Here is a 23,305-nt window from a genome sequence, read left to right as displayed (position 1 = left end):
AGGTCGCTCCTCCTTTTCATGAGTGGGAGATGGTGAGGCAGGTTTGAGCTGTGCGATGCGCCAGCGGTTTCAGTGCAGGGCTGAAACAATTGTTGCGGTGCAAAGAATCGTAGAAATTGCATGGAACGCGTACCAGACGCGGCAGTACGTTGCTGTGCCCCGATGCGCAGACAGATTGTTGCTTGTGCCGAGGCACGGTATGGCATAGCCATATGCGTGATAGCGAACATTTTTCTTTCAGAAATAGAACACAAACTAGGAAAGGCATCACGTCATGAATAACAAGACAACCATAATGATGGAATCGCTTTTTGAAGAGAGGGCCTCGAGCTCGATCAAGCCCACACAGGCGCTGACCATCGATCAGGGCTACGACAACGAAGGTGTTGAAGGCTCGTTCGCCAATGGCGGCCACACTGATGACGCTACGCCGCGTCTGTCCGGCATGGCCGAGCCGGGTGCGCTCGTCGATCTTTGGGACGGCACAACGTATCTCGGTCAGGCCCGCGCCAACGAGAAGGGCGAGTGGTTCCTTGATGTGCCGCAGCTCGAGCTAGGCGAGCACTCGATCTTCGCCAGCTGCGGTGATGAAACCAGCGATTTCTTTGTGTTCACGGTCGACGCTCCGACGACTCCGCCGGGCACGCAGCCTCTGGTTATCGAGCAAGGCTATGACGATGAGGGCGTCGAAGGCACGTTCATGAACGGTGGTCATACCGACGATGCCACGCCACGCTTGTCGGGGACCGCGGCACCGAATGCAGTCATCAAGTTTTACGATAACTTACAGGGGTATCTCGGCGAGGCGGTGGCGGATGCCAAAGGCCATTGGACTTTCGATGTGCCCGGTTCGCTGCTGAATGGCCAGCATTCAATTTATGGTGTCGCTGGCGATCAAAGCAGCGACAACTTCACGTTCACTGTCGACGCGCCCACGGGAACGATCGAGCAGGGTTACGACAACGTGGGCACCGAAGGCGTATTTAAGAACGGCGATCACACTGACGATGCCACGCCTCTGCTGTCCGGCACGGCTCATCCGAACGCGCACCTCTATTTCTACGATGATTCCAAAGGCTATATCGGCGAGGCTTACGCCGATGCGGATGGCCGCTGGTCTTTCCAGGTGCCTGACGCGCTGTCTCTCGGTACGCACTCAATCAGCGCCCAGGCCGATGGCCAATGGCTGACTGGTGGCGCCTTCGTATTCACCGTCGATGCACCGACGGTTCAGCCGCCGGTCGAGCAGCCGCTTGTGATCACGCAGGGTTATGACGACGCGGGGGCCTGTACGGGCGCGTTCGGGAACAACGGCCACACCGACGATGCCCATCCGCGCCTATCCGGTACAGCCGGGCCGAATGCGGTCATCGACCTTTACGATAGCCAGCAGGGCTATCTCGGTCAGGTGACGGCCGACGGCAAGGGTCAATGGTTCTTCGATGCTTCGCTTGATGCGCTTGGTAAGCACACGATTACCGCCGTTAGTGGCGATCAGAGCAGCAACGCGTTCGTCTTCACACTCGATGCACCAACGGCTCAGCCGGACCCGCAGCCGCTGGTCATCACGCAGGGTTATGACGATGAGGGTGCGGTGGGTGTCATCGACAATGGTGGCTATACCGACGACGCTACGCCACGCCTGTTCGGCACAGCTGATCCGGATAGGGTCATCACTCTTTACGACAGCAAGCAGGGCTATCTTGGTCAGGCTTATACGGATGAAAACAGCCATTGGACCTTCGATGTGCCCAATGCCCTGCCCTTGGGCGAGCACACGATCACGGCCTACAGCGGCTCGCTGACCAGCGAGCCTTTCGTGTTCACCATCGGTGATGCAACGACTCAGCCGCCAGTACCTCAGGCGCCGGTGATCGAGGAGGGTTACGACAACGAGGGCACGGCGAGCATCATCAAGAACGGTGACCACACTGACGATGCCACGCCGCTGCTGTCCGGTACAGCCAAGGCGAACGCCACCGTCTCCTTTTACGACAGTGAGCTCGGCTATCTCGGCAAGGCCGTGGCTGATGAGAACGGCCATTGGACCTTCGAGGTGCACAGTGACATTGGTGTGCATTCGATCACGGCGGAGTCCAACGGATTGAGCAGTGAACCCTTCGTGTTCACCGTCGATCCTGCTCCGGTGTTCCCGACGTTGCCGGTCATCGAGCATGTCTATGACAACTCGGGTAGCGGGCTGAGCGAGATCTCAGTTTACGGCCACACTGGCGATAGCACGCCGCTACTGACCGGAACGGCTGAGCCGGGCGCACTGGTCAGCTTCTATGTCTACCCGCTGGGTCATATGGGTGAAGTCCGCGCTGACGCCAATGGCCATTGGTCCTTCGAAATCCCACAGGAACTGGGTATGGGCCGTTACTCGGTGATCCCTTCGGTTGAGGGTCAGCTCGGTGCGCCTTTCGTGTTCGACGTTGATGCGCCGGAACACGCTGCACCAGGTGTCCAGTCTGCTGAGGGGCTGTCGGCGAATGACATGCTGAGTTCCGGCGAAAGCGACCTTTTTGCGGCGGAACACACGCAGGATGTCGGTCACCTGGCGCTCCAGGATGTGGAAGGCGGCGCCATGGAAAGCGCCACTGCACAGGGCGCGAACGTCTCGTGGCACGACGTTGCATCGTTGAACGGTTCTCTTGTGTTGCCGAACGAGCATGCGAGTGCCGTGATGTGATGTAGCACTGCGAATCCCGCAGTGTGAAACGAAAGCGGCCAAGCCTTTCCTGGCTTGGTCGCTTTTTTGTGAAGCGTATCGCGCCGCTGGTTCGCCTTACGCTGTCACGCCGCCGGTGTGTTCGATAAACCACAGTCCCGCAAACAGCTTCGGGTCGATCGAGTAGCCCTCGGCCGCTTTGGCGAACAACCACGCGCCGGCTTCTTTGCGCGGCACTTCATGCACCACGATGTTCTCGTGCTCATCGCCGCCGCCGGGACCCACTTTCTCCAGATCCCACGCGCGCACGAAGGCGATCATCTCGGTGCTCATGCCGGACGACGATGGGCCTTCGTGCACGAACTCCACGCGCTTGCAGCGGTAGCCGGTTTCTTCTTCCAGTTCGCGCTGGGCGGCGAGCAGGGCGCTTTCGTCGTGGTGGCCGTGTTCGTCGCCGACCAGGCCGGCGGGCATTTCGATGGTGTTTTGCAGGATGGAGACGCGGTATTGCTCGACGAACAGCACGTTGTCTTCCGGCGTCACCGCCAGGATGATCACCGCGCCGCCGGGGTTGTTGCGCTCGGCGTACTCCCAGCGACCGCGCTTGCGCAGGCTCAGCCAGCGGCCTTCGTAGAGGGTTTCGACGGGTGCGTTGGCGTCGGCGGGAATGCGGTGGGCTGGTGTGCTCATGAGTGATCCGGCATCGATAAAGGGATCACGCATGGTGCCGCGCCGGTATGACGCCCACAACCGTTAGGCGTTCAGTTCCACCGGCTCCGGTTTCACCCGCACCGCCCACATCACGCCGGCCACTAGCAGGGCGATGCCGAGCAAGGTCTGCGCGCCGGGCGGATGGCCGCGCAGGATGTAGGCGTAGCTGAGCGCCGCCAATGTCTCGAACACGATGAGCTGGCCGGCGAGTGCCGTGGGAAGGCGCTGGCTGGCTTCGTTCCAGCACAGCGTGCCGAGCCATGAGGCAAACAGGCCGATCGCCGCCATCAGGCCGATGAACACTGCCGGCCGCGGACCGAACGGCATCGCGAACGGGCTTCCGCTGACGCCCATGACCAGCCACAGCACGAGGTAGCCGGTCAGTGCGAGCGGTAGGGTCGCTACGCCTTGCGCGGTGGCCCAGGTGCGCGGGCTGCGGCCGGGGTGATGGCGTAGCCAGTCGGCATTGCGCAATGGATACCAGGTCCAGCACGCCACGGCGCCGAAGGCGAGCAAGGCACCGTAGGCGTAGCGAGTGATGTCAGCGTGTGCATCGTTGCGTAGCGCGGCCAGCTCGGCCTGGTTCACGCAGGCGATACCGGCGGCGATCAACAGCAGCGAAGGCGCCAGGCGCAGCCAGGGCAGGCGGCCGTCGCGGCGCGCGTTGCGCAGGTTGGCGCTGATCGCGATCACCACCGGCAAGGTGCCGATGATCATGGTGGGCAGTGGGCCGCCCGCGCGCTGAATGGCGCTGGCGAGGCACAGGTAATAGAGCAGGTTGCCGATGGCGGCGAGCTTGATCGCTTCCAGCCAGTCGCTGCGGGTGAGGCGGCGCAGCGCGGCGCGGTCGAGCCAGGCCAGCGGCAGCGCAATCAGTCCGAAGGCGAGATAGCGGCCGACCGATTGCAGCGCTGCGGGGTATTCCGGGATCAGCAGCGGGCCGACGAAAACCAGGCCCCACATCAGGCCGGCGATAAGTGCGTAGAGCGTTCCAGTCCACATGAGGCGGAGCATCGGCGATGGCGTGCGCTGAGTCTTGTACCAAATTGCGGTGACCCCGTAGGAGCGCACCCTGTGCGCGAAAGCCCTGCGGAGCAGGGCCGACTTTGGACAAAAGCCGTACGAGAGCTTGGCCCTGCTCCGCAGGGCTTTCGCGCACAGGGTGCGCTCCTACGCGCGTATGACCTGGCGTTGGTAGCGGGCGGGGGTGACGCCGTAGCGGCGGGCGAAGGCGCGGGTGAGATGGGCCTGGTCAGTGAGGCCGGTGGCGGCGGCGACCTGGGCGGGGGCTTCGCCGCAGGTCAGCAGGCGCTTGGCTTCGGAGAGGCGGAACGCCATCAGCATCTGTTGCGGGGTGGCATGGTGCTGGGCCTGGAACTGACGCAAAAAATGGAACGGGCTGAGGCTGGCGACGGCGGCCAGCTCTTCCAGCGTGAGGCGCTGCGCGAGATGAGCGCGCAGGTAGTCGATCACTGGCGCGAAACGCACGGCTGGCTCCGCCTGCGCGGCGCGCGGGATGCGCGCGTGGTGGCGAAATTCGTTGAGCAGTTTGAGCAACAGGCTGTCGAAGGCGAGCGGCTCGCTGGTTTGCCATAACGCGGCGAGCAGATGCGTGACGCGTCGTGCGCTGGGCAGGTCTTCGCGCACGGCATCGCCGAAGCTCCAGCCGGGTTCGCCGGTGATGGCTTCCACCGCGGCCTGCTCGATGTAGACCATGCGGTAGTGCCAGCCGCCTTCGGTTTCCGCGCGGCCGGTGTGCAGCTCGTCGGGATTCATCATCACGACCGAGTCGGGTGGCGCGAGATGGTCGGCGCCGCGGTAGCGGAAGCGTTCGACGCCGGATTCGATGGCGCCGAGGCCGAAGCCGTCGTGGGTATGGGGGTGGAAGGCGTGGCGGATGATGTGGGCGCGATACAACTCCACGCCGGGGCGATGGGCGGGGTGGCGGAATTCGGCCGCGTCTTGGGGGTGGTCGAAGTGGTGGGGGACGCCTTGCATGGTGGGGATTCTGCCATGTTGCTTTGCCGCCCCTCTCTTCGGGGTGGGTTGGAGCGAGGTTTCGACACTCGAGACGCCGTGTCTACTTCGTCATTCCGGCGTAGGCCGGAGGCGCTTCACAACAGCGAAGCTGGTCATCCAGAGTGGTGCGCCTCGATTGTCGCGTTGTCGCGGCCGGGCTCGCCTGCGGCGGGCTTCCGCCTCGCTGCCGCGAGTCGGGTCACTTTTCTTTGCTTGCCCAAAGAAAAGTAACCAAAAGAAAAGGCACCCCTCTTACGCGCTCTCCGGGCTTCGCCCTCCGAGTCCGTGAGGGTTGGCCGGGCTTTTCGACACGACGTCCCTGTCGTGTCGAAAAGGCATCGGCATCCATGCCGATGCCCCCTTCGGGGCCTGATCGTCCAACCCTCACCGCTCCACAGGGGACCCGTTACGGGCTCGCTGACGCATCGCCTAGTAAAGCTTCTGCCCCCTCCCCTGTTTACAGGGGAGGGTTGGGGAGGGGTGAGTACTTGGGATCGCGTTTCCGCAGGCATCGGGTGATGCCGCGAGCGCTCAGCTCTGAATCAACGCCCTCAACCGCTGCCGCGTCAGCGGCCCGAAGCGAAGCCGCTCGCACAGCGCATCCATACGCGCGCCGTCGCCATTCAAACGCAGCCATGCATCGGCATGGTTGGAGACGGGGGCATCCAGCGCGATGCGTGTCAGTCGCCGATAGAGCAGGGCGGATTGGCCGTGTTCGCGCAGTTTTTGTGCGCAGCTGGCGGCGCCGCGGATGCGTAGGAAGGGGATTTCTTCGATGCGTTCGAGCAGGGCGTCGAGGGTGCCGAAGTGGGTGAGCAGGGCGGCGGCGGTTTTGGCGCCGATGCCGGGGACGCCGGGGATGTTGTCGACGGCGTCGCCGCAGAGGGCGAGGTAGTCGGCGACTTGATGGGGATGCACGCCGAGTTTTTCATGCACGCCGGCAGGGCCCCAGCGCAGGCCGCGGGCGTAGTCCCATTGTTCGTCGTGTTCGCCGAGGAGCTGGCCGAAGTCTTTGTCGGCGGAGACGATGACGCTGCGGAAACCGTGGCCGCGCAGGCTCCACAGGGAGCTGCCGATGAGGTCGTCGGCTTCGTAGCTGTGGTCGATCATCACCACGATACCCAAGGCTTCGGCGACTTCGCGGCACAGCACGAACTGGTGTTCCAGATCGGGTGGCGGCAGTTCGCGGTTGGCTTTGTAGGCCGGGTAGATGGCGTTGCGGAACGAGGTGGTGAGTGAGGCGTCGAAGGCGACGGCGACGTGCGGTGGCTTCACACGCTCCAGCAGTTCGCACAGGAAGCGGGTGAAGCCGTGCACGGCGTTGACGGGGTGGCCGTCGACGTCAGTGAATTCGTTCGGCATGGAATGCCATGCGCGAAACACATACAGACTGCCGTCGATCAAATGGACGGCTGGAAGTGCGGCGCTCATGGCGTCCACGTGGACAGCAGGTCGGCGAGCGCGGGGCGGTCACGGTCGGGTACGTCGATTTGCGGTGTACCGATGTGGACGAAACCGGTGACGTGTTCGTTTTCGGCCAGGCCCAGCATGCCGCCGACTTCGCGGTCGTAGGCCGCCCAACCGGTGAGCCAATTGGCGCCGAAGCCCAGCGCCTGCGCGCCGAGCAGCAGGTTGTAGGCGACGCAGCCGGCGGCGAGGTTCTGTTCGATGGCTGGCACTTTGCTGTTGCCGTCGATGCGCGCGACCACCGCCACCACCAGCGGCGCGAAGGTGTAGCGCTGGCGATCCTTCTCGCGGTTGGACTCGGGGAGTTCGGGATTGCGCTCGATCGCCATCGCCGCCAGGCGTTCGCCGAAACGCAATTTGGCGTCGCCGCGCAGCAGGATCAGTCGATACGGCACCAGCTTGCCGTGGTCCGGTACGCGGATGGCGGCTTCGAGCAGGGCATGCAGCGTGGCCTCGTCCGGCGCGGGCTCGCCCAGCTGGCGCGATGGCACGGAATGGCGGTGTTGCAGCAGGGAAAGTGCGTTCGACATAGGGGAGGCGGGGCGAAAAAGAAGTCATCCTACTACCAGGGGGCAAGCGGCCCCAGTGCGATGAGGGACGGGGCACCCGCAGGAAGGGCGGCCTACCATCGGCGCTCATGTCCTGAGGCGGGAGACGGCGATGGGTGTTCCCAAGCGGTTTGTTGCGGGCGTCGGTAGGGTTCTGGTCACCGTGCTGGCGTTGACGCTACCCGTTGCGGCCAGTGCAGCGACAACACCTGCCGCCATCCGCGATGGCGAGTTCGTCACTAGCGACGGCGCGCACATTCATTACCTGCAAGCCGGCACGCGCGACACCGAGCCCGCTCTGGTGCTGATCCCCGGTTGGACGCTGACGACGACGCTATGGCGCGGGCAACTCGATACGTTCTCATCGTCGCGACGCGTGATCGCCGTGGACTCGCGCTCGCAGGGCGCTTCGTCGCTGATGCAGACCGGCAACACACCCGAGCGTCGCGCGCAGGATCTGCATGAACTGCTCGTGCAGTTGCAGGTAAAGCGTTTCGTGATCGTGGGCTGGTCGCAAGGTGCGCAGGATGTGGCGGCGTATATCCTGCAATTCGGTACGGCGGATCTCGCGGGCATCGCCTTTGTCGATTCGCCCGTGTTAGCCGGACCGGTGGAGCTGGATCTGCATAAGGAATTCAGTCGCCAGATCATCACTGGGCTGGGCGTGTATGCCGCACATCCCGCGGACTATGCCGAGCGCATGGTGCGCTCCATCTTCAAGCGCGAGCATCCTGATCTGGATATCGGCGCCGTGATCGCATCAGCCCAACGCACACCATCTTCCATCGGTACCGCCATGCTGGTGGCGGATATCTTCGGCGCGGATCGACGGCCGGCGTTGCAGAAGGTCGATAAGCCGACGCTGGTAATTGCCTCAGCCGAATCGCCGCTGCTGGATGTGCAGAAGGAGATGGCGGCGAGTATTCGTGGAGCGACGTGGGTGGTGGTGCCAGGGGCGGGGCATGCGGTGTTTGTCGACGATCCGGCGACTTTCAATCATGCTTTGGAGGCGTTGCTGCGCAGGGGGCGTTAGGCGTGGGACCCAAGGCTTGAACTCGGTTTGGCTGCTTCGAACGCCCTGGGGCACGACAGGAATGATCTATGAAAAAGTCGATCGCGTTCATCTGCGTTTTGTCCGTAGTGCCTTGCATGGCTGCGGTAGGACGTGCATCCGCAGCGCCCGACGCTAAAGCGCTACAGGCTGCGACGAGCACGCCGCCGTCAGAGATGTCTGCGCTCTATCCGCGGATCGGTAAGTGGAACGTCACTCTTCGCACGGTGCCCGGAAGAAGCTCGACGAAGGCAGGTGTTGATCATGGTGTCATGACCATCACGAAAGGTCCGGGCGGTTTCTCGGTGGTCCAGGATTTTTGGTCGCGCGGCACCAGTGGTCATGTCGTCGGCCAAAGCTATACGTGGTGGGACCCGCGCGCGAAGTCCTATAAAAGCGTCTGGTGCGACAACATGCAAGGCTGCACCGAATTCACGACGGTGATTGCGGGCAATGCCTGGACGGTTGAGCTGGATAGCGAGGCGGGTGGTGACAAGGTGCATACCATCATTCACGCGACCATGAGTGCGGATCACAATGCGATTCATGAGGAGACCGCAAACTCCTATAACGACGGGCCTTCACAGACTGAAACCGTCAGTGAATACAAGCGGATCATGGTGGCAGCTAAGCCGGATTGAGATGCAACGACAGGCGATGTCTTCTTTCGAGCCAAGATGAGCGCTTGAAGGAAGGGCCATCTTTCGAGATGTTACTTTGATGGTGCAATCTGACGTTGTGGTGATGGCGCCTGCTGTGTACACGGTGTTTGCATACGAATTTTCTTCAGAAGTCTGGCAATCCATTTAGTGGGGGCTACATGAAGATCCACCCGGCGTCTGTGTTCCTGATGGTCTGTTTGTGCGCGTGCTTCACGTTGTGTCCCACTCCTTCACAAGGAGAAGTCACACCGGATGCTGCCAATTCCAAAGCCAACCTCCTCGCCAAGCCGAAGGGCGTGGAGAAGGCTTCCATGGAGGTGATGCAGATACCCAGCCATGGGGCGCAGATGAATGCGCTGGTCTACGTTGCGGAGGGTGCGGGGCCGCATCCTGCAGTGATCCTTTTGCACGGCTTTCCGGGCAATGAGCGCAATCTGGATCTGGCGCAGGATATGCGTCGTGCGGGATGGGATGTTGTCTATTTCAACTATCGCGGGTCGTGGGGCTCTTCTGGCGACTTTTCTTTCTCGCATGCCATTGAAGACACGGCGGCCGTACTCGCTTATGTGCGGCAACCCGCGAATGCCCAGCGACTGCGGCTGGATCCGACACGCATCGTGTTGGTAGGACACAGCATGGGTGGATTCATGACCGTGCAGGCGGCCTCGGCGGACCCCGCCGTCAAAGGCATCGCGATGATATCCGCGGCTGATATGGGGGGTATCTTCGGACAAATGCAGACGCAGGATTCTCTTCCGACCGCCATACGGAAGATGAGCGCGGGATTGGCCGAGGAGGGCATGGCTCCGCTCAGCGGATGCACATCTGATGGACTTGCCAAGGAACTCGCCGACCATGCCTCCGGCTGGGCGTTCCAGTCAAAAGTGGGTGCTCTCAAGCAGCGACCAGCGCTGGTTATCACATCGGATGACGGCCTGGCGAACGCCAGTGAAGCCTTCGCCGCCGCACTTCGCCAAGCGGGGGATGGTCAGGTAACTGCTTTGCATCTGGCTGCCGATCACGCGTACTCCGACAAGCGCGCGGAGCTTTCGCGTGCGCTGCTGCGATGGCTGGCGCCGCTCGCCAAGTGAGGTAACGGGAGCGAATCTTTCTTGTCCTGTTGGTCAAGATTGGGCCGCTTAAACGCTACCCGCAAACTAGTCAGGTATCGCATGGAAAGTCTTCGCCTACCTTGAGCTCGCCCAGGTGCGGCACACCGTGCTCATAACGCGATGTGCCGCGGGTGATCATAGGGCGCTAGTCGTCTGCCACTTTCCCTTGCTTCAACTTTTTCGCGTATTGCTTGAGAAAGTGAACCGCGACGAGTAGGCCGCCCCTGCACTCCAGTGTCAGCGGGTCGTGCGTTGCATCCGCTGACATGGCATTGGCCTGCGCGCCCTCGAGCGCGTCGCTGCGAGCAAGCACACACGCGACCGCATCCACGGCAATAGCGATGCCGGTGAGTTTGATGGAGCGACGCTTGCGCGCTTCTCTATCCGCGCCTGAAAGAGCGCGCGAGCGGTTGCGTGGGAGGGAGGGTTTGTCGCCGGGGGGATCCGACAGGCGAACGGGTGCCGTATGATCGGGCTTAGCCACAATCAACTCCTTAGTCAGTTGGTTTGGTTAGCGGGTCGTGTGAGTTCCAGCTCACGCGGCCCGCGCTTTCACTGCATCGCTGCAATGGTCGCCGACGTAGCCCTAAGAGAGACGGCGTTGGCGACTGGCCGAACGTAGCAAATGATGCGGTGTGCGTCTGTCAGGGTTTTCTGTAGTGCGCTGTAGCGCTGGTTGTCAGTGATGCGACCGATCTGTGGCGCGATTCAGTGCGTGACGCTTGATCAGTGCGCCTATCAGAAGAAAAGCCAGAAGGCCGATGAAAGCCGGTGCTGCGACTTCGATCATCGCTAGAGCGATCTGTCCGCCCAGATTATTGAACATGGTTTCTTCGTCTGGCGGCTGGTAGCGAAGTGCCAGCACGAAAGCCAGAGACGCCAGAAAAGTCGTCGCGAGCCAGACTTTCACCATGCTGGAAACTGAAGGCCAAGCTTTCATCCGTTCCTCCAAAACGCGGGTCCATCCGGACCCGCCGTTTGTTCGTGCTGGCCGCCCAATCTGCTAGCGGGTAGGATTTGCTGGAAGGGTCGCGTTTCATTGGGGTGAAACGTGCCGCCAGCATCGGTTGCCATCGTGGCAGCTGTCAGGGGAAGGGGGAGAACGTGACGTTTTCGACGGAGCAGATGCTCAGGCCTGAGCTCGGGCGTGAGGAGCGATTGCTGTGGAGTGGTGTGCCTAAGCAAGGTGTGTGCTTTCGTGGCAGCGATATTTTGGCGGTGCCCTTCAGCTTGATGTGGGGCGGCTTCGCCTTCTTCTGGGAGTATTCGGTGAGCTCGGCCAAGGACGCGCCCGTTTTCATGACGCTATGGGGCATTCCTTTCGTGCTGATCGGTTTGTACATGATCGTGGGCCGCTTCTTTGCCGATGCCTACCTGCGTCGGCGTACGTACTACGGCGTCACTGACCAGCGCGTCATCATCATGAGCGGGCTGTTCACCAGGCAGGTGAACAGCCTGCCGTTGACCACCCTGAGTGATATCACCTTTAGCGAGCGATCGGATCGCAGCGGCACCATCATGTTTGGCCCGAATAACTTTGGGTTCTCCATGATGGCGGGAACTCCCTGGCCAGGAACAAGCGGGAGGATGCCGCCTGCTTTTGATCTGATTGGCGATGCGCGCCAGGTCTATGCGTTGATTCGCGAAGCGCAGCAATCAGTACGCGTAGCGAAGGCGGCTTGAAATCGCGGCAATGGTTGCCGATGCGGCGCCTGGAGGGACTGCGTCGGCGACCCAATTAGCCGCGCGGTGGGTCGTAGAAGACCGTCACGTAGTAAAAGGTTTGCCCTTGCACGTTTTGGCGTCGAAAGCCGGCGAATACAAACTTGTCAGCAGGTTGTTTGATAGGAGCCATCTGCGATTTACCTGTGACATCCACGTTGGCGCCGCCTGTGACTGCCACGATTTCGGGCGCAAGCTCGGTGCCACCCGGCTCGATGTGAATATCCGGCAGCTCGATGGCTCCGTATTGTGCCTTTAACGCCTCGTACGTCCTCCCCCATACATTGGCAGCCGCTTTGACATCCTGACCTTCGTAAAGATAGATCCCGATGCGCGCCAGCTTTCCATCCTTGAAGAAGAACTGCACGTTCTCCTTGTGGTTGTTGAACAACCCAGCATAGGTTTCCAGATCACCATTGCTGAAGGTCTTGTAGGGGCCGTAGTCGGTAAACGACATGACCTCTTGTGGCGTCATCTGAAAGTGCCAAGGAGGCAGGCCACCTGTGCCGGGCGACGACGCTGCCAATGCGGTTGAGCCGAACGCAAAGGACAGAGCAAAGCCTGTCAGTGTGAGAATCCGGCGCATCTCCCCCTCCTGATGGTTTGGCAGCTTACGTTCGACTTCGTGCGCCTGTCTCGCTCGTTGCTCGGGCGATGGCTGCGGCGACGTTCTTCACTGTAGATCAGGCGGTGACCGGCAACCGAAACGATCCCGGCAACAACGCATCCACCGTGGTCTCCCGCACCACGCCATGCAGATTGGCAAGCAGCACCGGCATCGCTTCGTCGCATAGCTCGTACATCACCTGACGGCACGCGCCGCAGGGGCTGATAGGGCCTTCGGTGTCGCCGATGACGGCGAGGCGGGCGAAGTCGCGGGGTTTGTAGCCGGCGGCGATGGCGGCGAACAGGGCGGTGCGTTCGGCGCAGTTGCATAGGCCGTAGGCGGCGTTTTCTACGTTGCAGCCGAGGAAGTGGCGGCCGTCGCGGGTGAGCAGGGCGGCGCCGACGAGGAAGCGGGAATAAGGCGCGTAGGCTTGCTCGCGTGCTTCGCGGGCCAGGGCAATCAGGGGATCGGTTGCGTGTTGCACGGACATCGGGATCTCCATGGTGGGACCCCTTGGCATCGGTGCGCGTGGCGCGGTGCCGGTGCGGCGGTGGGCCAGTCTAACCCTGTCGGCGGGACAGATGGCAAGTGGCTGGCTTGGGCCGCCCGGCGATGGGGCTACTCGGTGGTGTGTGGCTGGCTCTAAGATGCACGGACCTTTCCGCAGGGGATGCACGATGCCGATCACCGTGGCCGCATTGCGTGAGACCGCCGCCGGCGAACGGCGCGTGGCGATTACGCCCGAGGTGGCGAAGAAGCTGCGCGGCAAAGGGCTGCGCGTGTTGCTGGAGCACGGCGCGGGTGCGTCGGCTGGTTTTCCCGACAGCAGTTATGCAGATGTGGAGTTCGCGGATGCCGCGGCTGTGCAGGCCCAGGCGGATCTGCTGGCTTGTGTGTTGCCGCCCGACGATGCGGTGTGGGGTGGGCTTCGCGAAGGCACGGTGGTGGTGGGACAGTTGCGGCCTTATGGCGCGGCGGCGCGCATCGTGGCGATGGGCAAGCGCAAGCTCACGGCGTTTTCGCTGGAGCTGCTGCCGCGGACCACGCGTGCGCAGGCGATGGATGTGTTGAGTTCGCAGGCGGCGGTGGCGGGTTATCGCGCGATGTTGATCGCGGCGGAATCGGCGCCGAAGTTTTTCCCGATGCTTACGACGGCGGCCGGCACGATCCGCCCTTCGCGCGTGTTGGTGATCGGCGCGGGTGTGGCGGGCTTGCAGGCGATTGCCACGGCGCGTCGCTTGGGCGCGCAGATCGAGGGTTATGACGTGCGTCCCGAGACGCGCGAGCAGGTGGAGTCGCTGGGTGCGAAGTTCCTCGATCTCGGTGTGAGCGCGGCGGGCAGCGGCGGTTATGCGCGTGAGTTGTCGGCGGAAGAGCGCGCCGCGCAGCAGCAGGCGCTGGCTGATCATTTGAAGGCGGTGGATGTGATTGTGACGACGGCCGCGGTGCCGGGGCGTCCTTCACCGAAGATCCTGACCGCGGCGATGGTGGAAGGTATGAAGCCCGGCGCGTTGATCGTGGATCTTGCGGCGGAGGGCGGCGGCAATTGCGAGCTGACCCGGCCGGGTGAGCGGGTGGAGCATGGTGGCGTGGTGATTCTCGGGCCGCTCAATCTGCCGGCGGGCGCACCGCTGCATGCGTCGGAGATGTATGCGCGCAACGTGTACAACTTCGTTGAGCTGTTGGTGCAGGACGGTGCATTGAAGCCGGATTTCAACGATGAGCTGGTGGCGAAGAGTTGCGTGACGCACGGCGGCGAGCCGCATTTCCAGAACTGAGCTGCACCTTCATCATCGGTAAAAAGAAAGCCCCGCGATGCGGGGCTTTCTTGTATCAACGACCGTGTGCTCCATGCGATGGCGGCGGTCCCATCATTGGCCGCGGCATGCCCGGCGGGGGTGAGCGGTGCGGCGGGATGCCGTTCTGCTGGCGGAACTGGCGCATCAGTTGCTGGCGCTGTTCCTGCGGCAGGGATTGATAGCGCTGGTAGGCGTTATGTACCTGCTGACGCTGGTCCGGCGTGAGCTGCTGGAACTTGCGCATGTTCTCGCGCGCCTGGTCGCGCTGCTCGGGCGTCATCTTCTGCCATTGCTCGATGCGCTGGCGGATTTCCGCGCGGCGATCCGGCGGCAGCGTGTTCCACTGCTGCACGCGTTGCAGCATATGCGCCTGTTTGTCGGGCGGGTAGCTGTTCCACTCCTTGCTGAGCGGCCCGAGCATGTCGCGCTCGGCGGGCGAAAGGCTGTCCCACGAACGCGGCGGCGGAGGCGGGCCGTTACCCGGTGGCGGCGGGGGTGGCATCGCTTGAGCCCATGCCGGCACGGCCACGCCGCCAAGCAGGCAGGCCAGTAGCAGGGGCAGGGCAAAACGGATCAAACGCATACGATTCAACGGCTGGCCTGACTGGCGTCGTTAGTGGCCAGCCAGCCATAGAAGTCCAGGTTCTGGACCATGGAGGGATCGGCGTTGGTCGGATCGGGCGGCAGGTCGCCGTCCACTTCCACGGTTTGTGCCGCGACGGCGGACGATGGCGCGGACGACCCGCGATGCTGCATCGGCGACCACATCATCAGCGCCGCGAAAGCGACCGCGGCGAAGGCGCCGGCGGGCACCAGCACGCGGGCGAGATGGTGCTGGGCGGGCGCGTTAGCGGCAGCCAGCGCCTCGCGGCGGGCGGCACGCAGGCGGCCGGCGGTGGCCGGGTCGACATGCCGGCTGGCTTCGCGGTACAGCGCGCGGGCGCGGCGTTCCAGGTTGTTGTCGGGCGCATTCATCGCCAGTCCTCCAATTGGTCGCGCAGGTTGTGCATGGCACGCGACAGATGGGTTTTCACGCTACCTTCCGAACAGCCCATGGCCTGGGCGGTTTCGGCTACATCCAGGCCTTCCAGCACGCGCAGCATGAAAGCCTCGCGCTGGCGTTGCGGCAGTTTCTTCACGGCGACGGCCATGTCGGCGTACGACTGTGAATCCTGTAGACGGTCCAGCGGGCCAGGAGCGGTGTCGGCGGGTTCCCAGACCGGGAGCTCGTCGCCATCGTCGTCGCGGCCGCCGCCGAGCCAGCCCACCACGATCGAGCGCACCTTGCGGCGGCGCTGCAGATCGACGATGCGGCGGCGCAGGATGCCCCAGAACAGCGGCGTCCATTCCTGTGCAGGCTTGTCGCGGTAGTTGCGAACGAGGCGCAGCATGGCGTCCTGCACGGCGTCCATCGCGTCCTCGCGGTGGCCGAGGTTCATTTCGGCCAGGCGAAAGGCACGGCGTTCCACTTGAGCCAGGAAGGCGTCCAGCGAGGCGGGTACCGCGCGGGTGTCTTCGACCAGCAGTTCCGTTTCGAGTGTGGAGACGACGCTGTTCACGGCGCGGTCGTCCGGTTCGTCGGATCGGGCATCCGGAGACTCCATCGGGTCGGCTCTCCGCATCAACGCGGCAGGCTCGCACGGGTTGACCTGCAACCGTATGATGCTCCGACAACAACGGGTTGGCAGGGAGGGGTCATGATCGACGGGTTCCTGGCGCTTTACATCTTCATGCTGGCCGCATTTACCGGCTACGAGATCATCGCAAGAGTGCCGGTGATCCTGCACACACCGTTGATGTCCGGCTCGAATTTTGTGCACGGCATTGTGCTGGTTGGCGCCATGGTTGCGCTAGGGCATGCGGAAACATCGTTTGAAATTGCGATTGGCTTTCTGGGCGTGTTGCTGGGGGCGGGCAATGCCGCCGGCGGCTACGTGGTGACCGAGCGGATGCTGGAGATGTTCAAATCCAGCAAGCCGGCCGGCGGCAAGGAGGCCAAGTGATGGCCTGGCTGCCGACCTTGATCAAAGCCTGTTATTTCCTCGCCGCACTGCTTTTTATCCTTGGTTTGAAGCGCATGAGCTCGCCGCGCACCGCGCGGGGCGGCATCGTGTGGGCGGGCGTGGGCATGTTGCTGGCGGTGCTGGCGACCTTTGCGCTGCCGGATATCCACAACCGCACGCTGATCCTGGTGGCGGTGTTGATCGGTGTGTCGGCCGCATGGTGGTCAGGCCGCCGGGTGGCGATGACGGCGATGCCGCAGATGGTGGCGCTGTACAACGGCATGGGTGGTGGCGCGGCGGCGGCGATCGGTGCGGCCGAGCTGATCGGCTATGCCAACAGCAGCATCACCTTGCTAGACGGCGGCAAGTTCACTGCCGATGGCGCCGCGCCGGGAACGGCGCAACTGACGCTGGCGGTGCTGGGTGCCCTGATTGGTGCCGTGAGTTTTTCCGGCTCATTGATTGCGTTCGCCAAATTACAGGGCTGGCTGGACAAGCGCTTCGTGTTTCCTGGCCAGCGCGTGGTCAACATGCTGGTGCTGGCGGCGGCGGTGGCCATTGGCGTGGCGCTGGTCTGCGGGCAACTGACCCTGGGATTGATCGCGGCGTTCTTCGTGCTGGCGCTGTTGTTCGGCTTGATGATGACTTTGCCGATCGGCGGCGCCGACATGCCGGTGGTGATCTCGCTGTACAACGCCTTCACTGGTCTGGCCGTGGCGTTCGAGGGCTTCGTGTTGCAGAACGAGGCAATGATCATCGCCGGCACGGTGGTGGGCGCGGCGGGTACCTTGCTGACGCAGCTGATGGCGAAGGCGATGAACCGCTCGATCGGCAATGTGTTGTTCGGCAACTTCGGCGCATCGGGCGTGGCGGCGCAGGAGATCGGCGGCAGCCAGAAGCCGATCGAGGCCAACGACGCGGCAGTGATGATGGCTTATGCGGAGCGTGTGGTGATCGTGCCCGGCTACGGCATGGCGGTGGCCCAGGCGCAGCACAAGGTGTGGGAGTTCGCGCAGCTGCTGATTGCGCGCGGGGTGAAGGTGAAGTTCGCCATTCATCCGGTGGCGGGGCGCATGCCGGGGCATATGAATGTGCTGCTGGCGGAAGCCGGCGTGCCCTATGACCTGATCGCCGATATGGAAGACATCAACCCCGAGTTCCCAGCCACCGATGTGGCGCTGGTGATCGGTGCCAACGATGTGGTGAACCCGCTGGCGAAGACCGATCCGGCGTCGCCGATCTACGGCATGCCGATCCTGGACGTGTCGGCCGCGAAGCATGTGATCGTGGTCAAGCGCGGCAAAGGCACCGGGTTTGCGGGCATCGAGAACGCGCTGTTCTACGCCGACAACGCGCGGATGTTGTACGGCGACGGGCAGGCCGCGGCGGGGCAACTGGTCGCCGAGCTGAAAACGCTCGATACCTGAGGACCGCGTGTAGGAGCGCACCTTGTGCGCGAAGCGGCCCGTCAGGGCCGCTCCTTATCTCCTAAGTGGCAAAAGCTGGCCCTGCTATGCAGGGCTTTCACTCGGGCCATCCATGGCCCTCGCCCTTCGGGCGGCTTCGCCGTGCACACCGGCAATCCTGCCGGTATGTCGCGCACAGGGTGCGCTCCTACAGTTTCGCTGCGGGCTTGGCTGACCACGCGGCATAGGCAGCTAGAGCGACCCCCAGCACATACCAGGCGAGATCGCCGTCGGTCGTGGCGAGCCTGGTCAGGGACACCAGCAAGCCCGTGCCCGCGGTGCGGATCGCATCGACCAGGCCTAGCCCCATGCTGCCGGCGATGCGTGCCGCAGCCGTGAGCATGCCGACATAAAGCGAGGCGATGGCGGTAGCCAGTGCGGCCAGTGCCGCCGCGCTGCGTGGCTCGGAACGCACCCAGCCACGAATGGCCCGGCCCAGCACCCAGCCGATGGGCAGGGCGAGCCAGGGCAGCGCGCGCTGCATATAAAGCGTGGGTAGCATCCATACGGCGCCGGCAGCCATGCCCAGCATGGTGGCGCTGATCAGGGCAAACAGAAACGCAAACAAGGCACGTGCGCTCATGGCAGGCGAGGGCAGGAAAGCTGGGCTGGCACGCGGAATTCCCCTGGGCATATCGTTGGCGCGGGCCGGCAAGGCGGCCCGCATAAAGCGTTAATCATAACGCGAGGAACAAGGGCGGCCGGTCTCATGGCCTTGAGAACCCCCTGCCGTGGCCTGATTTGAGAAGCGAACGGCCACGCGGGCCGGCATAATAGACAGCTTGGCCCGGCAATCGCCGAGCCTTTCGACAGTGATTCGCAGGATCGGCATGAGCGGTTTCAGTCTTAGCAGCGAACCTTTCACCCTGGAGCGTGACTGCGAGGCCGTCATGGTGCCGCAGGGTGAAACCGTGACGCTGCCGGCAGGGCAGGTTGGCTACATCACCCAAGCCCTGGGTGGCAGCTTCACTGTTTACGTGGAGGGCAACCTGTTCCGCGTGGCCGGCAAGGACGCGGACGCGCTGGGCAAGGAGCCGCCGCCGCCGATCGAACTGGCTGAAGACGCCAGCGATGCCGATGTCGAGAAACTGGTGTGGCAGCAATTGCGCACCGTGTTCGACCCGGAGATTCCGATCAATGTGGTCGAGCTGGGTCTCGTCTACGACGTGAGCCTGGAGCAGTCGGCACCCGAAGGCAGCGACCAGGGCAGCCGCAAGGTCTACGTGAAGATGACGCTGACCGCGCCCGGCTGCGGCATGGGCGACATCCTGGTGGACGATGTGCGCACCAAGCTGGAGCTGATTCCCACCGTGGTCGAGGCCGATGTGGATCTGGTGTTCGATCCGCCGTGGAATCACTCGATGATGTCGGACGCGGCCAAGCTCGAAACCGGCATGCTTTGATTTGAGCGCGTTCAACGCATCTGTGATGCGGTGGCCACAGCGGCGTGGCTAGTACTTCCGCTGAGTCGGGAAAGCATTGCGAGTCGATCAAGAAACAAAGGCCCGGTCGGCAACGACCGGGCCTTCTTGCGTGCGCTTCGTCACGTTCCGGCAAGTCAACGAAACGTCATATTGGTCGCGGTTGAAACCTTTCTTCAGCATCCGTTTATCTATGCCGAAAGTCATAGGACAGGTGCCTCGTTTGAAACGCAAGAAATGGCGAACGGCATGTCGATATGCCGCGCAGGCATGTGTCCCTTCGATCCCCGCGTGACGGCGTTGAAACTTTCGGCGGCGATTTATTTCGCGAACAAAATCGTAAAAAGTTGCCTTTTGCACTTTTGAAAATCGCAGCGCAATGCGCGTTTTTTGGCCTCTTTCGAACTCATTGACGCGCCTGTGCGCTGCACTTAGCGTCGACGAATCCGTCACCTGGGGAGGTTGACGGATGATCCGGAAGCGGCGTTTTGCGTCATGGCGGCGTCGCTGATGCAAGCAAGTCCAGACACGGCTGCGTTATGGAATGACCAGGGGAAGTCGTGATCCGGACGTTCGAAGGATCGCTGGGCAATCACCAACCGGAGCCGTGCCACGCACGGCATTACTCATGGGGCCACGAGGCCGCATAGGGCTCGTTTGTCCCAAAAAAATGTCTGGAGTTATGGAATGACCAGTCGTAAAACAACGTGGGGAGTTGCAAAGGGTCACCGTAAGGCACTGCTGCCGCTGGCCGTCTCGATGGCGATGCTGGCCGGCACCACGCAGGCGGCGACCGATTCGTGGGTAAACACCAAAACGCACGCGGCCATGCAGAAGTCCGCGGCACCGGCCGGTACGGCCAGCGTTTCCACCATGGCCGCGGGGCAGGCCTGGACGCTGACCATGCGTGGCAATCCGACCGTCGCCGATACGCTGGTGACGCCGCTGGAACAGAGCAAGCCGCTGCACGTTGCAGTAAGCCTGAAGCTGCGCAACGAAACCCAGCTGCAGCAGTTCCTGCATGAGCTGGCCACGCCGGGCAGCGCGCACTACGGCAAGTTCCTCACGCCGGCGCAGTTCAAGGCCACCTACGCACCGACCGAGCAGCAGGTGCAGGCTGTGATCGCGCATTTGCGGTCGGCCGGTTTCACCAACATCACGGTGGCGCCGAACAACCTGCTGGTCGAGGCCGACGGCAATGCCGGCAGCGTGCAGGCCGGCTTCCGCACCACCATGAAACAGTTTGAATTCCGTGGCCGCCAGCGCATCGCCAACGACGGCGAAGTGCTGGTGCCTGCGGCGCTGGGCGATACCGTCAACGCGGTGCTCGGCCTGCAGGACGTGAGCGTGAAGCACACGATGTATCACTTCATCAAGCCGAATACGTCCAGCGAGTTGCACAGCAACGTCACCACGCAGGCGACCGGCAGCATCACCAGCCACAACCCGACCCAGTTCGCTTCGATCTACGACGCCGGCACCACGCCGAACGCGTCCAACACCACGGTCGGTGTGATCACCTGGGGCGACACCACCCAGACCATCAGCGACCTCAACACCTTCACCAGCAATGCCGGCCTGCCCACGACCAACGTGCAGACCGTCAAGGTCGGCACCGCCGCGTTGTGGGATGACGCCAACGGCGACGGCGAGTGGGATCTGGATACGCAGACCATCGTCGGTACCTCGGGTGGTGTGCAGAAGCTGATCCTCTACACCGCAGCCAACGGCACCAACAACGGCAGCCTCACCGACGCCGGCATCACCGCCGCCTACAACAAGGCCGTGACCGACAACGTCGCCAAGGTCATCAACGTGTCGCTGGGCGAAGACGAAACCGCTTCGCACAACGCCGGCACGCAGGCGGCTGACGACAACGTGTTCCAGCAGGCCGTCGCGCAGGGCCAGACCTTCTCGATCTCCTCGGGCGACGAAGGTGTGTACGAGTCGCAGGGCGGTGTGCTGACCAACTCGTCCGGCACGGTCACGGCCAATCTGAGTTCGTACTCGGTGAGCGAACCGGCGACCTCGCCGTACGTGGTCGCGGTGGGTGGCACCACGCTGTCCACCACCAACGGCAATGTGTGGGCGGGTGAGACGGTGTGGAACGAAGGCCTCGCCCAGGTCAGCTCCACCGATACGCGCAAGCGTCTGTGGGCGACCGGTGGCGGTGTCAGCTCGTTCGAGAACGCACCGGCTTGGCAGACCACGGCGCTGGGTTCCTCGGTGACCAAGCGTGTGCTGCCTGACGTGGCCTTTGACGCCGCGCAGTCCAGCGGTGCGCAGATCGTCTACCAGGGCAGCGTCGCGCAGATCGGCGGCACCAGCCTGGCGTCGCCGATCTTCGTCGGTGTGTGGTCGCGCATCCAGTCGGCCAACAGCAACAACCTGCCGTTCCCGACCTCGAAGATGTATGCAGACTTCCCGAACCATCCGGAGCTGCTGCACGACGTGACCTCGGGCAACAACGGTTACAACGGCTATGGCTACAACGCCGCCGCCGGCTGGGACTACACCACCGGCTGGGGCTCGCTGGATATCGCCAAGCTCAACACCTTCGCTGCGGCGAACTGGGTGTCGGGCGGCGGCACGGGTGGCACGCCGACGGCGAACTTCAGCTACACCACCAGCGGCCTGACCGCCAACTTCACCGACAGCTCCACCGATAGCGGCGGCAGCATTACGTCGCACTCCTGGACCTTCGGCGACAACGGCACCTCGACCGCGACCAGCCCGAGCCATACCTATGCGGCGGCCGGTACCTACAGCGTGACCGAAACCGTCACCGACAGCGCGAGCGGCAAGACCAGCAGCAAGACCGCTTCGGTGACCGTGAGCAGCGGCGGCGGTGCGACGCAGTTGCTGGGCAACACCGGCTTCGAGAGCGGTGCGGCCTCGCCGTGGTCGATCAGCTCGGGTGCGCTGTGCAGCAACAGCACCTGCAGTGGTGAAACCGCGCATGCCGGTAGCTGGTTCGTGTGGCTGGACGGTTATGGCAGCAGCCATACCGACACCCTGTCGCAGCAGGTCGCGATTCCGAGCGGCAAGACCTCGGCTTCGCTGACGTTCTACCTGCACATCGACACGGCGGAGACCGGCTCCACCGCGTACGACAAGTTGAACGTGCAGGTGCTCAACAGCAGCGGTACCGTGCTGAAGACGCTGGCGACGTACTCCAACCTCAACGCGGCGTCGGGCTATGCCCTGCGTACGTTTGATCTCAGCGCGTACATCGGCCAGACCGTGACCATCAAGTTCACGGGCACCGAGGATAGCTCGCTGCAGACCTCGTTCGTGGTGGACGATGTCAACTTGAACGTGCAGTAAGGCTTGCCTTAGCTTGCCTGTAAATGGAACGGGCCCGGTCAGCGATGACCGGGCCCGTTCTTTTTGCGTCGATGAATGCGGATCAGCCGTTGGCTTCTTCGAAGCGATTCGCGTCGCGGTTCTTGCGCACCTTGGACGGATCCCACACGCGGCCGTTCATGGTGATGTAGACGCCGTCCGGCAGGGTCTGCACGGCGGCCACGGCGCAGCCGATGTTGAACACGGCATCCGAGCCCTGGAAGCGTGCCGGGTTCAGCGCGCCGGTGAGCACGATCACCTTGCCCTTGATGTTGGCCAGCTCCTTAGCGGTTTCCACCATGGTGTCGGTGCCGTGGGTGACCAGCACGTGGCGGTGTGGCTGTGCCTCGATGGTGGAGCGCACCAGTGCGCGGTCTTCCTCACCCATGTGCAGGCTGTCCTTGCGCAGGATCGGGATCACGTCGAACTGGAACGCGACGCCGAGCTGGCTGAGGATGTCGCCGATCTGCGGGGCGCCGATCTTATAGTCCGACTTGTCGTCGAAGTAGATCTTGTCGATGGTGCCGCCGGTGGTGACGATGGTGAGGTGCTGCATGTGGGGTGGCCGTGGTTTGGGGGTGGGTAGTTTAAGTGTAGGAGCGCACCCTGTGCGCGAAAGCCCTGCAACGCTGGGCTGCTTTTGCCATGTGGAGAAAGAACATGGCCCTGCTGCGCAGGGCTTTCGCGCACAGGGTGCGCTC

At 63.1% G+C, this 23,305-nt stretch carries 25 protein-coding genes; 10 read left to right on the top strand and 15 right to left on the bottom strand.

The genetic code is table 11. The features are described from left to right. The first annotated feature begins 274 nt into the window (after positions 1-274). A complete protein-coding gene (locus tag ISS97_RS04735) occupies positions 275-2,692 on the top strand; it encodes an Ig-like domain-containing protein (RefSeq protein WP_379985921.1) in 2,418 nt (805 codons plus the stop codon). 96 nt (positions 2,693-2,788) lie between these two features. On the opposite strand, the gene ISS97_RS04730 is transcribed toward ISS97_RS04735, so the two are convergent. The 5 genes from ISS97_RS04730 to ISS97_RS04710 all read right to left on the bottom strand — a co-directional run bounded on the left by ISS97_RS04730 (position 2,789) and on the right by ISS97_RS04710 (position 7,398). Beyond that, positions 2,789-3,361 carry an NUDIX hydrolase gene (locus tag ISS97_RS04730; RefSeq protein WP_379985920.1) on the bottom strand — a complete coding sequence of 191 codons (573 nt, stop codon included), beginning with the start codon at positions 3,359-3,361 and terminating at the stop codon, positions 2,789-2,791. A 63-nt stretch (positions 3,362-3,424) separates the two neighbouring features. Next, positions 3,425-4,384, bottom strand: a complete 960-nt coding sequence (locus ISS97_RS04725; RefSeq protein WP_379985919.1) for a DMT family transporter — start codon at positions 4,382-4,384, stop codon at positions 3,425-3,427. Between the two features lie 168 nt (positions 4,385-4,552). Further along, positions 4,553-5,380, bottom strand: a complete 828-nt coding sequence (locus ISS97_RS04720; RefSeq protein WP_379985918.1) for an AraC family transcriptional regulator — start codon at positions 5,378-5,380, stop codon at positions 4,553-4,555. Positions 5,381-5,932: 552 nt separating this feature from the next. After that, complete coding sequence (locus tag ISS97_RS04715; protein ID WP_379985917.1) at positions 5,933-6,832, bottom strand: 5'-3' exonuclease; 900 nt, start codon at positions 6,830-6,832, stop codon at positions 5,933-5,935. Continuing rightward, entirely contained in the window at positions 6,829-7,398 is a 570-nt protein-coding gene (locus tag ISS97_RS04710; RefSeq protein ID WP_379985916.1) for a nitroreductase family protein, read from the bottom strand. Before ISS97_RS04710 ends, ISS97_RS04715 begins: the two co-directional genes overlap by 4 nt. A 130-nt stretch (positions 7,399-7,528) precedes the next feature. On the opposite strand from ISS97_RS04710, the gene ISS97_RS04705 reads away from it, so the two are divergent. The 3 genes from ISS97_RS04705 to ISS97_RS04695 all read left to right on the top strand — a co-directional run bounded on the left by ISS97_RS04705 (position 7,529) and on the right by ISS97_RS04695 (position 10,220). Next, a complete protein-coding gene (locus ISS97_RS04705) occupies positions 7,529-8,449 on the top strand; it encodes an alpha/beta fold hydrolase (RefSeq protein ID WP_379985915.1) in 921 nt (306 codons plus the stop codon). Positions 8,450-8,517: 68 nt separating this feature from the next. Next, the gene (locus ISS97_RS04700) at positions 8,518-9,108 is read left to right on the top strand and encodes a hypothetical protein (protein WP_379985914.1); all 591 of its coding nucleotides are present in this window, start codon (positions 8,518-8,520) and stop codon (positions 9,106-9,108) included. A 179-nt stretch (positions 9,109-9,287) separates the two neighbouring features. Continuing rightward, positions 9,288-10,220, top strand: coding sequence for an alpha/beta hydrolase family protein (locus ISS97_RS04695; RefSeq protein ID WP_379985913.1), 933 nt, complete (start codon positions 9,288-9,290; stop codon positions 10,218-10,220). Positions 10,221-10,386: 166 nt separating this feature from the next. On the opposite strand, the gene ISS97_RS04690 is transcribed toward ISS97_RS04695, so the two are convergent. Next, positions 10,387-10,725, bottom strand: a complete 339-nt coding sequence (locus ISS97_RS04690; protein WP_379985912.1) for a hypothetical protein — start codon at positions 10,723-10,725, stop codon at positions 10,387-10,389. 195 nt (positions 10,726-10,920) lie between these two features. Next, complete coding sequence (locus ISS97_RS04685) at positions 10,921-11,181, bottom strand: hypothetical protein (RefSeq protein WP_379985911.1); 261 nt, start codon at positions 11,179-11,181, stop codon at positions 10,921-10,923. Positions 11,182-11,285: 104 nt separating this feature from the next. Here ISS97_RS04685 and ISS97_RS04680 point away from each other — a divergent pair, with 104 nt between their 5' ends. Further along, positions 11,286-11,924, top strand: a complete 639-nt coding sequence (locus ISS97_RS04680; RefSeq protein WP_379985910.1) for a PH domain-containing protein — start codon at positions 11,286-11,288, stop codon at positions 11,922-11,924. Between the two features lie 55 nt (positions 11,925-11,979). Here the strand turns inward: ISS97_RS04680 and ISS97_RS04675 are convergent, their stop codons facing one another. Then, the gene (locus tag ISS97_RS04675; protein WP_379985909.1) at positions 11,980-12,549 is read right to left on the bottom strand and encodes a hypothetical protein; all 570 of its coding nucleotides are present in this window, start codon (positions 12,547-12,549) and stop codon (positions 11,980-11,982) included. 97 nt (positions 12,550-12,646) lie between these two features. Then, on the bottom strand, positions 12,647-13,060 hold the full coding sequence (gene cdd, locus ISS97_RS04670) for a cytidine deaminase (RefSeq protein ID WP_379985908.1): 414 nt from the start codon (positions 13,058-13,060) through the stop codon (positions 12,647-12,649). A 187-nt stretch (positions 13,061-13,247) separates the two neighbouring features. On the opposite strand from cdd, the gene ISS97_RS04665 reads away from it, so the two are divergent. Continuing rightward, positions 13,248-14,348 (top strand): NAD(P) transhydrogenase subunit alpha, encoded by a 1,101-nt coding sequence (locus tag ISS97_RS04665; protein ID WP_379985907.1) that lies wholly within the window; start codon positions 13,248-13,250, stop codon positions 14,346-14,348. Between the two features lie 55 nt (positions 14,349-14,403). Here the strand turns inward: ISS97_RS04665 and ISS97_RS04660 are convergent, their stop codons facing one another. The 3 genes from ISS97_RS04660 to ISS97_RS04650 are packed head-to-tail and all read right to left on the bottom strand — an operon-like array spanning position 14,404 to position 15,973. Continuing rightward, a complete protein-coding gene (locus ISS97_RS04660) occupies positions 14,404-14,952 on the bottom strand; it encodes a DUF3106 domain-containing protein (protein ID WP_379985906.1) in 549 nt (182 codons plus the stop codon). 5 nt (positions 14,953-14,957) lie between these two features. After that, positions 14,958-15,344 carry a hypothetical protein gene (locus tag ISS97_RS04655; protein ID WP_379985905.1) on the bottom strand — a complete coding sequence of 129 codons (387 nt, stop codon included), beginning with the start codon at positions 15,342-15,344 and terminating at the stop codon, positions 14,958-14,960. Then, entirely contained in the window at positions 15,341-15,973 is a 633-nt protein-coding gene (locus ISS97_RS04650) for an RNA polymerase sigma factor (RefSeq protein WP_379985904.1), read from the bottom strand. The genes ISS97_RS04655 and ISS97_RS04650 overlap by 4 nt, the downstream gene beginning before the upstream one ends. Before the next feature lie 93 nt (positions 15,974-16,066). Between ISS97_RS04650 and ISS97_RS04645 the strand changes: the two genes are divergently transcribed. Together ISS97_RS04645 and ISS97_RS04640 are read left to right on the top strand one after the other, a co-directional pair. Continuing rightward, positions 16,067-16,372 carry an NAD(P) transhydrogenase subunit alpha gene (locus tag ISS97_RS04645; RefSeq protein ID WP_090448774.1) on the top strand — a complete coding sequence of 102 codons (306 nt, stop codon included), beginning with the start codon at positions 16,067-16,069 and terminating at the stop codon, positions 16,370-16,372. Further along, positions 16,372-17,799 (top strand): NAD(P)(+) transhydrogenase (Re/Si-specific) subunit beta, encoded by a 1,428-nt coding sequence (locus tag ISS97_RS04640; protein WP_379985903.1) that lies wholly within the window; start codon positions 16,372-16,374, stop codon positions 17,797-17,799. The genes ISS97_RS04645 and ISS97_RS04640 overlap by 1 nt, the downstream gene beginning before the upstream one ends. A 187-nt stretch (positions 17,800-17,986) precedes the next feature. Here the strand turns inward: ISS97_RS04640 and ISS97_RS04635 are convergent, their stop codons facing one another. Then, positions 17,987-18,421, bottom strand: a complete 435-nt coding sequence (locus ISS97_RS04635; protein ID WP_379985902.1) for a hypothetical protein — start codon at positions 18,419-18,421, stop codon at positions 17,987-17,989. Between the two features lie 247 nt (positions 18,422-18,668). On the opposite strand from ISS97_RS04635, the gene sufT reads away from it, so the two are divergent. Then, positions 18,669-19,241: a putative Fe-S cluster assembly protein SufT gene (gene sufT, locus ISS97_RS04630; protein ID WP_379985901.1), complete on the top strand. Its 573-nt coding sequence runs from the start codon at positions 18,669-18,671 to the stop codon at positions 19,239-19,241. Positions 19,242-19,328: 87 nt separating this feature from the next. Here sufT and ISS97_RS04625 read toward each other — a convergent pair whose 3' ends face one another. After that, positions 19,329-19,775 (bottom strand): hypothetical protein, encoded by a 447-nt coding sequence (locus ISS97_RS04625; protein ID WP_379985900.1) that lies wholly within the window; start codon positions 19,773-19,775, stop codon positions 19,329-19,331. Between the two features lie 171 nt (positions 19,776-19,946). On the opposite strand from ISS97_RS04625, the gene ISS97_RS04620 reads away from it, so the two are divergent. Then, positions 19,947-22,586: a protease pro-enzyme activation domain-containing protein gene (locus ISS97_RS04620; protein ID WP_379985899.1), complete on the top strand. Its 2,640-nt coding sequence runs from the start codon at positions 19,947-19,949 to the stop codon at positions 22,584-22,586. 82 nt (positions 22,587-22,668) lie between these two features. Here ISS97_RS04620 and ISS97_RS04615 read toward each other — a convergent pair whose 3' ends face one another. Beyond that, positions 22,669-23,160 (bottom strand): asparaginase domain-containing protein, encoded by a 492-nt coding sequence (locus tag ISS97_RS04615; RefSeq protein WP_379985898.1) that lies wholly within the window; start codon positions 23,158-23,160, stop codon positions 22,669-22,671. Between the last annotated feature and the right edge of the window lie 145 nt (positions 23,161-23,305).

Origin of the sequence: Dyella koreensis, from assembly GCF_044904565.1 — a bacterium.
Lineage (GTDB): Bacteria > Pseudomonadota > Gammaproteobacteria > Xanthomonadales > Rhodanobacteraceae > Dyella_D > Dyella_D koreensis.
The sequence above is the reverse complement of the archived record's forward strand: the minus strand, read 5'-3'. Positions and strand labels throughout refer to the sequence as shown.

Bases quoted from the DNA above. Each gene is read 5' to 3' on its own strand.
- ISS97_RS04735 (WP_379985921.1), top strand. From the start codon at position 275: ATGAATAACAAGACAACCATAATGATGGAATCGCTTTTTGAAGAGAGG.
- ISS97_RS04730 (WP_379985920.1), bottom strand. From the start codon at position 3,361: ATGAGCACACCAGCCCACCGCATTCCCGCCGACGCCAACGCACCCGTC.
- ISS97_RS04725 (WP_379985919.1), bottom strand. From the start codon at position 4,384: ATGTGGACTGGAACGCTCTACGCACTTATCGCCGGCCTGATGTGGGGC.
- ISS97_RS04720 (WP_379985918.1), bottom strand. From the start codon at position 5,380: ATGCAAGGCGTCCCCCACCACTTCGACCACCCCCAAGACGCGGCCGAA.
- ISS97_RS04715 (WP_379985917.1), bottom strand. From the start codon at position 6,832: ATGAGCGCCGCACTTCCAGCCGTCCATTTGATCGACGGCAGTCTGTAT.
- ISS97_RS04710 (WP_379985916.1), bottom strand. From the start codon at position 7,398: ATGTCGAACGCACTTTCCCTGCTGCAACACCGCCATTCCGTGCCATCG.
- ISS97_RS04705 (WP_379985915.1), top strand. From the start codon at position 7,529: ATGGGTGTTCCCAAGCGGTTTGTTGCGGGCGTCGGTAGGGTTCTGGTC.
- ISS97_RS04700 (WP_379985914.1), top strand. From the start codon at position 8,518: ATGAAAAAGTCGATCGCGTTCATCTGCGTTTTGTCCGTAGTGCCTTGC.
- ISS97_RS04695 (WP_379985913.1), top strand. From the start codon at position 9,288: ATGAAGATCCACCCGGCGTCTGTGTTCCTGATGGTCTGTTTGTGCGCG.
- ISS97_RS04685 (WP_379985911.1), bottom strand. From the start codon at position 11,181: ATGAAAGCTTGGCCTTCAGTTTCCAGCATGGTGAAAGTCTGGCTCGCG.
- ISS97_RS04675 (WP_379985909.1), bottom strand. From the start codon at position 12,549: ATGCGCCGGATTCTCACACTGACAGGCTTTGCTCTGTCCTTTGCGTTC.
- cdd (WP_379985908.1), bottom strand. From the start codon at position 13,060: ATGTCCGTGCAACACGCAACCGATCCCCTGATTGCCCTGGCCCGCGAA.
- ISS97_RS04665 (WP_379985907.1), top strand. From the start codon at position 13,248: ATGCCGATCACCGTGGCCGCATTGCGTGAGACCGCCGCCGGCGAACGG.
- ISS97_RS04660 (WP_379985906.1), bottom strand. From the start codon at position 14,952: ATGCGTTTGATCCGTTTTGCCCTGCCCCTGCTACTGGCCTGCCTGCTT.
- ISS97_RS04655 (WP_379985905.1), bottom strand. From the start codon at position 15,344: ATGAATGCGCCCGACAACAACCTGGAACGCCGCGCCCGCGCGCTGTAC.
- ISS97_RS04650 (WP_379985904.1), bottom strand. From the start codon at position 15,973: ATGGAGTCTCCGGATGCCCGATCCGACGAACCGGACGACCGCGCCGTG.
- ISS97_RS04645 (WP_090448774.1), top strand. From the start codon at position 16,067: ATGATCGACGGGTTCCTGGCGCTTTACATCTTCATGCTGGCCGCATTT.
- ISS97_RS04640 (WP_379985903.1), top strand. From the start codon at position 16,372: ATGGCCTGGCTGCCGACCTTGATCAAAGCCTGTTATTTCCTCGCCGCA.
- ISS97_RS04635 (WP_379985902.1), bottom strand. From the start codon at position 18,421: ATGAGCGCACGTGCCTTGTTTGCGTTTCTGTTTGCCCTGATCAGCGCC.
- sufT (WP_379985901.1), top strand. From the start codon at position 18,669: ATGAGCGGTTTCAGTCTTAGCAGCGAACCTTTCACCCTGGAGCGTGAC.
- ISS97_RS04620 (WP_379985899.1), top strand. From the start codon at position 19,947: ATGACCAGTCGTAAAACAACGTGGGGAGTTGCAAAGGGTCACCGTAAG.
- ISS97_RS04615 (WP_379985898.1), bottom strand. From the start codon at position 23,160: ATGCAGCACCTCACCATCGTCACCACCGGCGGCACCATCGACAAGATC.